Source organism: Streptomyces sp. NBC_00353, from assembly GCF_036108815.1.
In the GTDB taxonomy this organism is placed as follows: Bacteria; Actinomycetota; Actinomycetes; order Streptomycetales; family Streptomycetaceae; genus Streptomyces.
Genome location: NZ_CP107985.1, coordinates 3478251 through 3490558 on the forward strand (window position 1 = coordinate 3478251; position 12308 = coordinate 3490558).

10 protein-coding genes are annotated in these 12308 nt (G+C 69.3%); 9 read left to right on the forward strand and 1 reads right to left on the reverse strand.

Annotated features, from left to right (window positions below; all coding sequences use genetic code 11):
* Window positions 1-130: 130 nt before the first annotated feature.
* From OHA88_RS15755 to OHA88_RS15775, 5 genes are all read left to right on the forward strand, one after another.
* Window positions 131-2011, forward strand: coding sequence for an ABC transporter substrate-binding protein (locus tag OHA88_RS15755; protein ID WP_328626007.1), 1881 nt, complete (start codon window positions 131-133; stop codon window positions 2009-2011).
* A 96-nt stretch (window positions 2012-2107) separates the two neighbouring features.
* Window positions 2108-3190: an ABC transporter permease gene (locus OHA88_RS15760; RefSeq protein WP_328626008.1), complete on the forward strand. Its 1083-nt coding sequence runs from the start codon at window positions 2108-2110 to the stop codon at window positions 3188-3190.
* Window positions 3187-4122: an ABC transporter permease gene (locus tag OHA88_RS15765; RefSeq protein ID WP_030979809.1), complete on the forward strand. Its 936-nt coding sequence runs from the start codon at window positions 3187-3189 to the stop codon at window positions 4120-4122. The genes OHA88_RS15760 and OHA88_RS15765 overlap by 4 nt, the downstream gene beginning before the upstream one ends.
* Complete coding sequence (locus OHA88_RS15770; protein ID WP_328626009.1) at window positions 4119-5147, forward strand: ABC transporter ATP-binding protein; 1029 nt, start codon at window positions 4119-4121, stop codon at window positions 5145-5147. The genes OHA88_RS15765 and OHA88_RS15770 overlap by 4 nt, the downstream gene beginning before the upstream one ends.
* Window positions 5144-6139, forward strand: coding sequence for an ABC transporter ATP-binding protein (locus tag OHA88_RS15775; RefSeq protein WP_328626010.1), 996 nt, complete (start codon window positions 5144-5146; stop codon window positions 6137-6139). Before OHA88_RS15770 ends, OHA88_RS15775 begins: the two co-directional genes overlap by 4 nt.
* Window positions 6140-6221: 82 nt before the next feature.
* On the opposite strand, the gene OHA88_RS15780 is transcribed toward OHA88_RS15775, so the two are convergent.
* Complete coding sequence (locus tag OHA88_RS15780; protein ID WP_328626011.1) at window positions 6222-6818, reverse strand: MarR family winged helix-turn-helix transcriptional regulator; 597 nt, start codon at window positions 6816-6818, stop codon at window positions 6222-6224.
* Between the two features lie 229 nt (window positions 6819-7047).
* Between OHA88_RS15780 and OHA88_RS15785 the strand changes: the two genes are divergently transcribed.
* The 4 genes from OHA88_RS15785 to OHA88_RS15800 all read left to right on the forward strand — a co-directional run bounded on the left by OHA88_RS15785 (window position 7048) and on the right by OHA88_RS15800 (window position 12251).
* Window positions 7048-7869, forward strand: a complete 822-nt coding sequence (locus OHA88_RS15785) for an FAD binding domain-containing protein (RefSeq protein WP_328626012.1) — start codon at window positions 7048-7050, stop codon at window positions 7867-7869.
* Complete coding sequence (locus tag OHA88_RS15790; protein WP_326626786.1) at window positions 7866-8399, forward strand: (2Fe-2S)-binding protein; 534 nt, start codon at window positions 7866-7868, stop codon at window positions 8397-8399. The genes OHA88_RS15785 and OHA88_RS15790 overlap by 4 nt, the downstream gene beginning before the upstream one ends.
* Window positions 8396-10696, forward strand: a complete 2301-nt coding sequence (locus tag OHA88_RS15795; RefSeq protein WP_328626013.1) for a xanthine dehydrogenase family protein molybdopterin-binding subunit — start codon at window positions 8396-8398, stop codon at window positions 10694-10696. Before OHA88_RS15790 ends, OHA88_RS15795 begins: the two co-directional genes overlap by 4 nt.
* Before the next feature lie 190 nt (window positions 10697-10886).
* On the forward strand, window positions 10887-12251 hold the full coding sequence (locus OHA88_RS15800) for an MFS transporter (protein WP_267001143.1): 1365 nt from the start codon (window positions 10887-10889) through the stop codon (window positions 12249-12251).
* Window positions 12252-12308: the final 57 nt, after the last annotated feature.

Consider the following 12308-nt stretch of genomic DNA (forward strand, 5'->3'; position numbering starts at 1 on the left):
GCAGCCCACACGCCGTTTGGGGCACCGTTGACGCGACTCGACCGGCGCTGGTAGACCTTCGCTTCACCAGTTGGCGAACCAGAGATCAACCCGCCTTCTCCGTGCGAGTCATGACGCGAGGTCCCTGTTCATGGTCACAAGAGTCCCACCACCCTCCGCTCAGCCACGCTCACGTATGCGTACCCTCCTGGCATCCGGTGCCGCGGCCCTCGCATTGGCGGCCGGATCGATCGTCCCCGGGATGCCCGTCGGCGCCGCCCCGCAGCAGGCGCAGGCAGCCGACAACGGCAAGACGACGCTGACCGTCGCGGTCGCACAGAGCGTCGACTCACTGAGCCCGTTCCTCGCTCAGCGGCTGATGAGCACCAGCGTCCACCGGCTCATGTACGACTTCCTCACCAACTACGACCCCAAGGACAACCACACGGTCCCTGGGCTCGCCACCAAGTGGGAGCCGTCCGCCGACAAGCTGACCTGGACGTACACCATACGGCCCAACTCCAAGTGGTCGGACGGGCAGCAGGCCACCGCCGAGGACGCGGCGTGGACCTTCAACAAGATGATGACCGACGAAGGTGCCGCCACCGCGAACGGCAGCTTCGTCGCGAACTTCAAGAAGGTGACGGCGCCCAGCCCGGAGAAGCTGGTCATCGAGCTGAAGCAGCCTCAGGCCACCATGGCCGCACTCGATGTGCCGATCGTGCCGAAGCATGTCTGGGAGAAGGTCGGGGACTTCTCGAAGTTCAACAACGACACCAAGTTCCCGATCGTGGGCAACGGGCCGTACATCCTGACCGACTACAAGGTCGACCAGTATGTGAAGCTCAAGGCCAACAAGAGCTTCTGGCGCGGCGCCCCCAAGTTCGACGAACTGGTCTTCAAGACGTACAAGGACCAGGACGCCGCGGTCGCCGCCCTGCGCAAGGGTGAGGTCTCGTTCGTCGCGGGCGCCCCCGCGCTCACGCCCGCCCAGGCCGCGTCCCTCAAGGGCGACAAGAACATCAAGGTCAACGAGGGTCCGGGCCGCCGCTTCTTCGCGCTGGCCACCAACCCGGGTGCGCAGACCAAGGACGGCAAGAAGTTCGGCGACGGCAACAAGGCCCTGCTCGACCAGAAGGTCCGTCAGGCGCTCTTCCTGTCGATCGACCGCAAGACCATCATCGACAAGGTCTTCCAGGGCCACGCCGTCGAGGGCCAGGGCTACATTCCGCCGCGTTTCTCGGACTACTTCTGGCAGCCGTCCGACAGCCAGAAGCTGTCGTACGACCCCGACCGGGCGGGCAAGCTCCTCGACCAGGCGGGGTACAAGCTCAAGGGCGACCAGCGCGTCGGCAAGGACGGCAAGCCGCTCGACCTGCGCATCCTGTGCCACGCCACGGACCCGAACGACAAGGCGATCGGCAAGTACCTCAAGGAGTGGTGGGGCAAGCTCGGCATCGGCCTGAAGGTCGACTGCCGCGACGACGTCTCGGTGCCCTGGTACGCCGGTGAGTACGACCTCGCCTTCGACGGCTGGTCCGTCAACCCGGACCCGGACTTCGTCCTGGGCATCCACACCTGCTCGGCCCTGCCCGCCAAGGCCAAGGAGAGCGCAGCCACGGACAACTTCATCTGCGACAAGACGTACGACGAGCTGTACAAGAAGCAGCTCGCCGAGTACGACCCGGCCAAGCGGGCGGACATCGTCAAGCAGATGGAGTCGTGGATGTACGACTCCGGGTACATGAACATCATCGCGTACCCGAACGCGGTCGAGGCGTACCGCACCGACCAGATCAAGTCCATCACCACCATGCCCGAGGCGGCCGGCAACATCTACGGCCAGGACGGGTACTGGAGTTGGTGGTCGGCCGTTCCGGCGGCCGCCGACGGCAAGAACGGTTCGGCCGCCGACAGCGGTGGCAGCTCGACCGGTGTCGTCATCGGCATCGTCGTCGCCGTGGTGGTGGTCGCCGGTGGCGGGTTCCTCCTCGCGCGGCGCCGCCGCAGCACGGCGGAGGAACGCGAATAATCACGCGAACGGGATGAGAGGGACCGGCAGGGGGCCACGACATCGCATCCCCCTGCCGGTCCCTCCAAGTGCAGCACGAGTAACGAGAGTTCCCCCATGACAGCTGACAGCACTCCGGCGCTCGTGCAGAACGCGGATGCGGACATCGACGGCCGGGCTCCGGCCGGGCCGACGGTCGCCCGCGACGCACGGGCGCGCAACATCAAGGTCTATCTCCAGTACGTGGCGGCAAAGATCGCGGGAGCGGTCGTCTCCCTGTTCGCCGTTCTGGTCACCAGCTTCTTCCTCTTCCGCCTCATCCCCAGCGACCCCGTGAAGCAGATGACCGGCGGCCGCCGCGTCTCCGCCGAGCAGCTCCAGTCGCTCAGACACCAGTTCGGCCTCGACCAGCCGCTCTGGAAGCAGTTCACGAGCTACGTGGGTGATGCGCTGACCGGGGACTTCGGTACCTCGTTCCAGTTCCACAGCCCCGTCATCGACAAGATCACCGAGGCGCTCCCGGCGACGCTGCTGCTCACCGGCACGGCATACGTCCTCTACACGGCGCTCGGCATCTGGCTGGGCACCCGTACCGCCTGGCGCAACGGCTCCCGCAGCGACCGCTTCAACACCGCGTTCGCGCTCACGCTCTACTCGGTGCCGTCGTTCTGGCTGGGCCTGCTCCTGATCATTGTCTTCTCGGTGGGCATCGGCCCGATCCCCGGCATGTTCCCGACGGGCGGCCTGGAGTCGGGCGGCGAGACAGGCCTCGCCTATGTCCTCGACGTCGCCCATCACCTGGTGCTTCCCGTGATCACACTGGTCGCGGTCGGCTATGCGCAGACACTCCTCGTGATGCGTTCCTCGCTCCTCGACGAGATGGGCAGCGACTATCTGACGACAGCCCGCGCGAAGGGGCTCCGTGACGATGTCGTACGGCGCAAGCACGCCGTCCCGAACGCGATGCTGCCCACGTTCACACTGATGTTCGTGAACCTTGGTCATGTGGTGGCGGGCCAGATCCTGGTCGAGACGGTGTTCTCCTGGCCGGGACTCGGCGGTCTCTTCTACCAGGCGCTGAGCGTGCCCGACCTTCCCCTCGTCCAAGGGCTGTTCTTCGTCTTCGCCACCGCGGTGATCCTGGCGAACACCCTCGCCGACGTGCTGTATCCGCTGCTCGATCCCCGGGTGGGCCGATGACGACCGAACCGTTGCCCGTGCAGAACGAAGCGGGCGTGACCAAGACCCCGCGCGCCCTGGCCCGGGCCCGCAAGCGCCAGTCACTGGCCCGCTTCTGGCGGGAGTACCGGACACACCGGGGCGGCCTGTGGGGGCTGGCCGGGCTCATCCTGATCGCACTGATCGCGGTGTTCGCGCCCACGCTGGCCGGCGCCGACTCGCAGAGCGTCACCGACGCACCGGGGGGCGCGCTCGAATCGCCCAGCGGTGAATTTCCGCTCGGTACCGACCAGTTCGGACGCAGCGTCCTGGCACTGCTGGTATGGGGCGCCCGCGTCTCGCTCACGGTGGGACTGCTCGCCGCGTTCCTGTGCGTGGCGATCGGCACGGTCGTCGGAATCGTCGCGGGCCACTTCCACGGCTGGTACTCGACGGTGCTGATGCGCGTCACCGACTGGTTCCTGGTGATGCCGACCCTCGTTCTCGCGATCGCGCTCGCCACGGTGATGGACCGCTCCATCTGGACGGTCATCCTCGCCATCGGCGTGACGACCTGGCCGACCACGGCCCGTCTGGTCCGCGCCCAGACGCTCGCCGTGGAGTCCCGTCCCTACATCGAGCGCGCCCGCGCCCTGGGCGGCGGCCACGGGCACATCATGGCCCGCCACGTCCTGCCGAACGTGATGCCGCTGGTGCTCGCGCAGACCACGCTCGTGATCTCCAGCGCGATTCTCACAGAGGCCACGCTCGCCTTCCTCGGCCTCGGCGACCCGACCATCACCTCCTGGGGCGGCATGCTTCAGGACGCGCGCGAGGCGGGCGCCGTGAGCGCCGGCGACTGGTGGTACCTGGCACCGCCCGGCATCGCCATCGCCCTGGTGGCGCTGTCGTTCACACTGTGCGGGCGTGCCATCGAGTCCGTCCTCAATCCCAAGCTGGGGGTGGCCCGTTGAGTACACCGAGCACACAGAGGAGCCCCCTGCTGGAGGTGCGCGACCTCTCGGTGACGTACGCCGGCGGAGCGCAGGCGGTCCGGGGCGTGAACCTCACCGTCGACGCGGGCCGGAAGCTCGGCATCGCCGGTGAGTCCGGGTGCGGCAAGTCGACGCTCGCGCTCGCGCTGCTGCGGCTGCTGCCCGCCCGGACGAAGGTCACCGGCGAGATCCTGCTGAACGGCGAGGACGTCCTCGCCATGAAGTGGGGCCAGGTCAGGGCCGTGCGCTGGGCGGGTGCCTCGATCGTCTTCCAGGGGGCCATGCACTCGCTCAACGCCGTGCACCGCATCGGTGACCAGATCGCCGAGCCGATCCTGCTGCACAAGAAGGCGACACCGGCCGGCGCGAAGAAGAAGGCCGGTGAACTCCTTGAGCACGTGGGGCTGCCGGCCGCGCGCGCGAACGCGTATCCGCACGAGCTCTCCGGCGGTCAGCGGCAGCGCGTGATGATCGCGATGGCGCTGGCCTGCGACCCGGACCTGATCATCGCGGACGAGCCGACGACGGCTCTCGATGTGATGATCCAGGCTCAGATCCTGCGGCTGATCGAGCAGCTGGTGTCCCAGCAGGACCTCGGTCTGATCATGATCAGCCACGACCTGGCGGTGCTCTCGGACACCTGTGACCGGCTCGCGGTGATGTACGCGGGCCGGGTCGTGGAGGAGGGCCCCTCCGCCGCGGTCTTCGAGGACGCCCAACACCCCTACAGCAAGGCCCTGTCGGGCGCCTTCCCGCGGATCGGCGACCGGTCCTCCCGGTTCGCGCCCCGCGGGCTGCCCGGTGACCCGCCGGACCCGTCGGCGCTGCCGGCCGGCTGCACGTTCCATCCGCGCTGTCCGGTGGCACTGGACTCCTGCACCACACAGGACCAGGAGCTGCGGGACGCCGGCGCGGCGCGGCGGGCGGCCTGCGTGCTGGTGGAGCCGGGGGCGGCCGACGCCTCGCTCCGGCAGGGCGCCGAGGAAGCAAGGAGCACATCATGACCACCACCACTCCTCTGCTCAGCGCAGAGGGACTGAAGGTCACCTTCCCCGGCCGGCGCGGTGCGGCCACGGCTCGCGCGGTGGACGGCGTCGACCTGGACATCCGGCCCGGCGAGATCGTCGCACTGGTCGGCGAGTCCGGGTGCGGGAAGACGACGCTGGCCCGCTCCCTGCTGGGGCTGGTGCCCCCGACGTCCGGGGCGGTCACCTTCGACGGCAAGCCGCTCGACTATGCGGGCCGCGCGCTTAAGGCGTACCGCAAGCGGGTGCAGCTGGTTCTCCAGGACCCCAGTGGTTCGCTCAACCCGCGGCACACGGTGTACGAGGCGGTGGCGGAGGGCCTACGGATCCACGGGTACGCCGGTGACGAACGGGCCGCCGTCGCGGAGGCCCTGTCGCGGGCCGGGCTGCGGCCCCCCGAGCGGTTCTTCCTGCGCTACCCGCACGAGCTGTCGGGCGGCCAGCGTCAGCGCGTTGTGATCGCGGGCGCCCTCGTCCTGGAACCGGAACTCATCGTGGCCGACGAGCCGGTGGCCTCGTTGGACGCGTCGGTGCGCGGCGAGATCCTGGCCCTGCTGCTGCGGCTGAGGGACGAACTGGGCCTGTCGGCCCTGGTGGTCACGCACGACCTCGGTCTGGCGTGGAACATCGCCGACCGGGTCGCGGTGATGTATCTCGGCCGGATCGTCGAGACGGGCGAGGTCGAGCAGATCCTGACGGCCCCGCAGCATCCCTACACCCAGGCACTGCTGTCGGTGCTGCCGGAGGCCGAGGGCGATCCGGTGATCCTCACGGGTGAACCGCCGGACCCGTCGAAGGTGCCGTCCGGATGCCGCTTCCACGCGCGTTGCCAGATCCTCGCCTCGGGCGAGGCGGAGCAGGCAGGAGTGGCGGACGCGTGCCGTACGAAGGATCTTCCGGTGCTCGCCGGGGGCGGGGAGACACAGGTGGCGTGCCACTGGGCGAACGCGGTGGTGGGCGCGCAGTCGTAGGGCGGTGGCCCTCCGGTCGGCCGGGCGTCCGGCCGACCGCTCCGGGTCGGACGCGGCCCCGTCCCGGTCGATGCCTCAGTGCTCAGATACTGACTGTCGGCGGCTTTTCGACCCGGGCCGGCCGCCCGGCCACCCCGGTGGCCGTCCCGGGGTCGGGCGGTGTCCGTTCCGCCGTCTCCAGGGAGCGTTCCAGCTTGCCGAGGAGCCGGCCCAGTTGACGTCGCTCGGCCCCCGTCAGCTCCGCCAGCATCCGCTCCTCGTTGGCGAAGTGCGCGACCGCGACCACATCGGCGATCTCGATCCCCCGGTCGGTGAGCCGCGCGTACACGACCCTGCGGTCGCCGGGATCGCGCTCCCGGGTCACCAGACCGGCCTTCTCCAGCCGGTCCAGACGCAGCGTGATGCCGCCGGTGGTGACCAGGGATATGTGGGCGAGTTCACCGGCGGTCCGTCGGTAGGGCGGTCCTGACCTGCGCAGAGCAGCGAGCACATCGAAGGCCGCCATGTTCAGGTCGAAGCAGTCGAAGAGGTCGGACAGCAGCCCCTGGTAGCGCAGGAAGCTGCGGTGCAGCCGGCCGAGCACCTCCATCGGGGAGGCGTCGAGACTCGGCAGCTCCCGCTTCCACTGCTCCAGAATGAGGTCGACCGCGTCGGGGCTGCTGGAAGCTCTACGAGTCATGTGCGGTGGGAGGACGGCGCCGGCGCCGGGACCCCGCGCCTCCTTCCGGGAATGGAGCGTGCGGTGCGGTAGTGACCGCCCACGATACAACCGGCACCCGGAGCCGGACCCTTGTGGTGGCTATCTCCAAGTGCTAGAAATCTCAGCATTAGCTGTTTCAGTTCTTAGATAACTCTCCGTGGTGACATCGGTGATCGACCGCTGCGCCGCTCCAGGAGGCACGGTCCGCATGCTCCTGCTCCCCACCGGGATGGTGGCGCCCACCCAGCGCACCATCCCCGACTTCGTCCTGGAACGTCCCGTGACGGCGGCCGAGGCCGTGGCGGCGGGGGCAACCCGCGGTGCGGTCTATGCGCAGGGCTGCAGCGATCTCTTCGCACAGTTCCGCGAGGGTCTCGACTGCCGGACCCTCGTGTCGCTGGAGCGCGTACCCGAGCTCGGCGCGGTCGAGTGGGACGGCTCGACGCTGGAGATCGGCGCCGGGGTCGATCATCATGCCGGCTCGCACGACGCCCGGGTGCGGGCCGCCCTGCCGGGTCTGGCCGCGGGCTGGGGCAGCATCGCCACCCAGCGGATCCGGCGGCGGGCCACCCTCGGCGGGAATCTGATGGCGCGACGTACCCGGTACGAGATGTCGGTGATGCTGGGCGCGCTCGACGCGGAGCTGGACTTCCTGACATTCGACGGGACGGTCACCGTCTCGCCGGCCGCACTGTGGGACCGGGCGGAGCCGCCGGGCGGTCTGCTGCGGGCGGTCAGGATCACGGACGTACGTCAGGTGTGGTTCGGGTACGAGCGCTCGATGCGCCCGCTGATGACGGTGGCCGCAGCGGTCCGTGCGGGGACGGTCACGATGGCGGTGGGCTCCGAGTACACCCGTCCGTACACCGTCGGCGCCCCGCTGGGCACCGACCCCACCGAGATCGCGGCCGCACTGCCCGAGGCGATCGGCGACGCGGCCGGGAGCGCCCGCTACCGGCGCCATGTCGCCGCGGTACTCCTCGGACGGCTGCTGGAACGACGCACCACCGGAGAGGGAACACCCCGATGAACAGCGACATGACCAGCGACATGGGCACCCGACTCACGATCGACTTCGCCGTCGACGGCCGGCCGCGCACCGAGCGGATCGCACCCAACACCGTTCTGCTCGACCTGCTCCGCGACCGCTACGGCATGACCGGTGTCAAGGCGTCCTGCGAGCGCGGCGTCTGCGGCGCCTGCACCACGCTGATCGACGGGACCCCCTCCGCCTCCTGCAGCGTCTTCGCGTTCAGCGTCGACGGCCGTGCGGTGGAGACCGTCGCGGGACAGGCCACGGGCGGGGAACTGAGTCCGGTGCAGCGCGCCTTCGCGGAGTGCGGGGGCTTCCAGTGCGGCTACTGCACCCCCGGCATGATCATGCTGACCACCGCCCTGCTGAGGGAGGACCCGGAGCCGGACGACGAGACGATCCGTTCCTGGATCTCCTCCAATGTGTGCCGCTGCACCGGCTATCAGATGATCATCGACTCGGTACGCAGGGCGGCCGAGCTGTCCCGTGACGACGAGCCGGCCCGTGACACCGAGGACGCCCGATGACCGGATCCCGCATCGGAACCCGCGACCGCCGCACCGACGCGACCCTCAAGGTCACCGGCGCCGCGCAGTACACCGCCGACATCCGGCTCCCCGGCATGCTGCACGCCAAGGTGCTCCGCAGCCCGCACGCCCACGCCCGCCTGGTGTCGGTCGACAGCGCCAAGGCCCGCGCGCTGCCGGGCGTGCACGCCGTACTGACCCGCGACGAGCTCGACGGACTCGACCCCACCTACGGCTACTTCATCAAGGACCAGCCGGTCGTCGCCCTGGACCGGGTGCGGTACGCGGGCGATGTGGTGGCGGCCGTCGCCGCCGAGTCAGAGGCGGTGGCGCTGCACGCGCTGGAGCTGATCGAGGTGGTGTACGAGCCGCTGCCGGCCGTCCCCGACATCGAGGCCGCTCTCGCACCCGACGCCCCTGAGCTGTTCGAACAGGCTCCGCCCGGCATCGTCCCTCCCTATGGGACAGGGGCCTCCGGTCAGCTCCGGCCGCGGCCCAACGTCTGTTACGAGTTCCGGTACGAGACCGGCCCGGACTCCGTCTGGGACGACTGCGACCACATCTTCGAGGACTCCTTCACCTTCTCCCGGATGAATCACTTCCATCTGGAGCCGTTCGTGACGGTCGCGGATGTGCGCGGCGAGGAGATCGAGATCTGGGCCTCGACCCAGAACCCGTTCCCGCTGCGCAAGGAGCTGGCACGGGTGCTGCGCACCCCGGAGAGCCGGATCCATATCCATGTGCCGTATGTGGGCGGCGGGTTCGGCTCGAAGCACAACTGCAAGACCGAGCCGATCGCCATCCTGCTGTCGCGGGCGGCCGGCCGGCCGGTGCGCTACTGCCTGACGACGGAGGAAGGTTTCCTCACGCTCAGCCAGCACGCCGCCGTCCTGAAGGTGAGGACGGGCGTCATGGCGGACGGGACGTTCGTCGCGCGCGAGAGCGAGGTGCTGCTGGACGCGGGAGCGTACTCCGACGGCAGCCCGCTGGTCGCGGAGAAGGCCTGCTACCGGATGCCGGGGCCGTACCGCTGGCAGCACATCCGTTCCTCCTCGTCGTGCGTGATGACGACGACCACACCGGCGGGTCCGTTCCGCGGCTTCGGGGCGACGCAGGCCACCTGGGCGTCCGAGAGCCAGGTCGACATGATCGCCGAGCGGCTCGGGATGGACCCGTACGAGCTGCGCATGAAGAACCTCAAGCAGCTCGGGGAGCCGTTCGTGCCGGGCGAGAGCGGGATCGACAGCGATCTCGCCGAAGGCCTGGACGCGGTCGCCGATGCGCTCGGCTATCAGGGGCGCGAGCGCGTACCCCATCGCGGTATGGGGCTGGCCATCGGTTTCAAGGACGGCGGAGGGGTGAACAAGCCCGCGCAGGCCCGGGTGAAGATCACGGCCACCGGCTCGGTCTACGTCAGCTCCGGCACTGTCGAGATCGGCCAGGGCGCCTCCACCTCGCTCTGCCAGGTCGCAGCCGAGGTGCTCGGCACGGATCTGGAGCGGGTGCGATACGCACCGGTCGACACCGATGTCACTCCTTACGACCAGGGCACCAACGCCTCGTCCGGGATGACGGTGATGGGCACCGCGGTACTCAGGGCGGCCCAGGACGCCAGGTCGAAGGTGCTCGCTTTCGCAGCCGAGCAGCTCCGCTGCGATCCGGCCGAACTGACCCTGCAGGATTGGACGGTACGCCGCGGGGAAGACGCACCGGTTCCGCTGCCGGGCCTGGTGGCGAGGGTCTTCGGCGGTACGGGGTACGAGTTCCACGGCGAGGGCTTCTTCAAGGCGCCGCTCTCCTCCGACGCCCCGCTGGAGTCCCCCTGCCTCTTCTGGGAGATCGGCTGGGCGGGCGCGGAGGTCGAGGTCGACCCGGACACCGGAAAAGTGACGGTCCTGCAGCTGGTGGCGAGCGGCGATGTCGGCCGGGCCGTCAACAAGCTGCTCTGCCGTGGTCAGGACGAGGGCGCTGCCGTGATGGGGCTGGCGCAGGCGATGTTCGAGGAGATGCGGTACGAGGACGGCGCACTGCTCAACGGTGAGGCGCTGGACTACCGGGTGCCCATGGCCGAGGACCTCCCCGAGCGTTTCGTGTCGATCACCCAGGAGCAGGGGCACGGACCCGGCCCGTTCGGCGCCAAGGGGGCCGGCGAGGGCGCGATGGTCCCGGTCGCGGCGGCCATCGCCAATGCGGTGCAGGACGCCACCGGTGCGCGGGTGACCACCCTGCCGCTCTCCCCCGAGCGGGTCTTCGACGCGCTGCAGGCACTGCCGCGGGAGCGCACACAGCTGCGCTGACCCGCACCGCCCCAACCGGCCCATGGCTCATCCGCCATAGGTCGGTGAGTCATGCCCGTGCCTCGCTCACCATCAAAATGCCTGTTCAGGCGGGGTTCACTTCGTTATGAAATTTAAGTGCTTAGTTGTTGACCCCTAAGACACTTCTTTCTAAGGTCACCGCAACTCCTCTGTTCGCGGAAGGATCCCCATGTCAATCGTGGCCACCGGCCCCACCGTGAGCTCCATCTCGGCCAGGCTCGAACGCCTGCCGAGCTCTCGCTGGCACATCAAGGTCCGCACGCTCATCGGCGCCGTCACGTTCTTCGAGGCGTTCGACCAGTTGCTGACCGCCTCCGCACTGCCCGTCCTGACCGAACAGTGGAAGCTGAGCACCGGCCAGGGCACGCTGATCGTCACCAGCGGTTCGGTCGGCATGCTGCTCGGCGCACTCGTCGCCGGCTGGCTCGGCGACCGCATCGGCCGGGTCCGTACCGTCGCGCTCGGCGTGGCCGTGACCGCGCTGGCCAGCCTCGCCGTCGCCGTCTCGCCCGGCTTCGCCCTGTTCACCGCCTTCCGGTTCGTCCAGGGGCTCGGCATCGGCGGCGTCGTACCCGTCGCCGCCACGTACATCAACGAGATAGCGCGCGCCGACCACCGCGGCCGGTTCGTGCTGCTGTACGAGCTCATCTTCCCGGCCGGTCTGGCCTCGGCGACGCTGGTCGCCAGCTGGGTGGTGCCCAGCTTCGGCTGGCGTGTGATGTTCCTGATCGGCGCCCTGCCCGTGCTGCTGGTGGTCGTCCTGCGCCGCCAGGTTCCCGAGTCGCCACGCTGGCTGCTCTCCCGCGGCCGGGTCGAGGAGGCCGAGCAGGTCATCGCCCGGATCGAGCAGGACGTCGAAAAGTCCATCGGCGCACAGCTGCCGGAGCCCGGCCCGGCGACAGCCGTCGAGACGGCCCGTGGCGGCCTGCGCGACCTGTTCACCGGCCGCTATCTGCGGCGCACGGTGGTCGTCTCGGGTCTGTGGTTCGTCGCGTACTACGTCAACCACGGCATCGCGACGTGGCTGCCCTCGCTCTACACCAAGACGTTCGGCCTCGATCTGCGCACCGCGCTGAACTACTCGCTGCTGAGCAATGTGACCGGGCTCATCGGCTGTCTCCTCGTGGCCCTGATCATCGACCGGGTGGGCCGCCGGATCTCGCTCACCATCGGGCTCGGCGGCGCGGCGGTCGCCCTGCTCTCGCTGGCCGTCTCCGGTGCCACCTCGGGCGGACAGGTCGCGGTCTGGGCGTCGGTCGCGACGCTCTTCGTCTTCGCGACCAATGTCAGCCTGTACCTCTACACACCGGAGCTGTACCCGACCCGCAGCCGTGCGCGCGGGGCGTCGTTCGGCGGGGTGTGGAACAGGCTCGGTGTCATCCTCGGACCGATCGTGGTCGGCGCCATCATCGGCTCGGGGGGCAGCCTGACGATGGTCTTCGCCCAGCTGGGCTGCATGGCCGTGGTGGGTGCGGTGATCGCACTGTTCGCGGTGGAGACCAAGGGGAAGACGCTGGAGGAGCTCAACTCCTGAGCCGCCTCCCGATACACCTACGGCTCCGGCCGGGACCGCTCTGCGCGGTCCCGGCCG